The 834-nt window shown below is 36.1% G+C and carries 1 protein-coding gene; it reads right to left on the bottom strand.

What is annotated here, in order from left to right:
- Window positions 1-150: RepB family plasmid replication initiator protein (locus ACLF5H_RS37310; RefSeq protein ID WP_421680412.1), on the bottom strand; the 150-nt coding region annotated here is incomplete at its 3' end.
- Between the last annotated feature and the right edge of the window lie 684 nt (window positions 151-834).

Here is an 834-nt window from a genome sequence, read left to right as displayed (position 1 = left end):
CACTTCTATTGGTGTATCTGGCGTGAGATTAGAAGACTCTCTAGCTCCAACTATGGCCAAGAGCATAATACGTTGCTCTATGAGTGATAAGTTAAAAGAAGCATCGATAAGAGCATTATCTTTAACAACTAATTTATTGTTATTTGTCATGATATGAAGCTTATTAATTCATTTAACTAGGTTATATGTCATATATTTTAAATAGTCAATAATCTATCTATTTATATACCCCTTAAACCTATCTTTATCACCCCTTAAACCTATCTTTATCACCCCTTAAACCTATCTTTATCACCCCTTAAACCTATCTTTATCACCCCTTAAACTATTGCAAACAAAGGATTTCAGCCTGTCTAAAAGCATTAAAAACTATTAAAAATAATTAAAAGCCTCGTCTGGTCAAAATTGCCCTTGGTTTTCGCTACGCTCAAACTCTATTGAATCTCGATTTCGCTCGATTCTGGGGGCAATTTTTTGGTTCTTTTCGTTGTGAATTTGAGAAAAAGCAAAGGCAACTCGGAATTCGCTTCGCTCATAGAGCTTTATGCTCGCTTCGCTCGGTCTAGAATCAAATTTCTACATCTAAACTTCACTTTTTTAGGTTTGTTAACCTAAAAAAGCGGTTTTTCAGAGGGCCGAGGCGCGAATTTTGGGACTGTCGCTCGTAGACACTCGCTTGGTTAAGCCGTTCTTATCGCTTATAGATGTAGTGTTATTTGCTTCTATTTGCGTTTAGAGACACTTTTTTGTTTTTTGGGTACTGATCTCTAGTTCAGTTTGAAATGATCGCACTATGGCGAAAATACAGCGTTTAAACGTGATGTTTGTTCATTG

This window comes from Streptomyces sp. LaBMicrA B280 (assembly GCF_049222185.1).
In the GTDB taxonomy this organism is placed as follows: Bacteria; Actinomycetota; Actinomycetes; order Streptomycetales; family Streptomycetaceae; genus Streptomyces; species Streptomyces murinus.
Note: the sequence above shows the minus strand (reverse complement) of the source record. Positions and strands in the feature narration are given on the sequence as shown.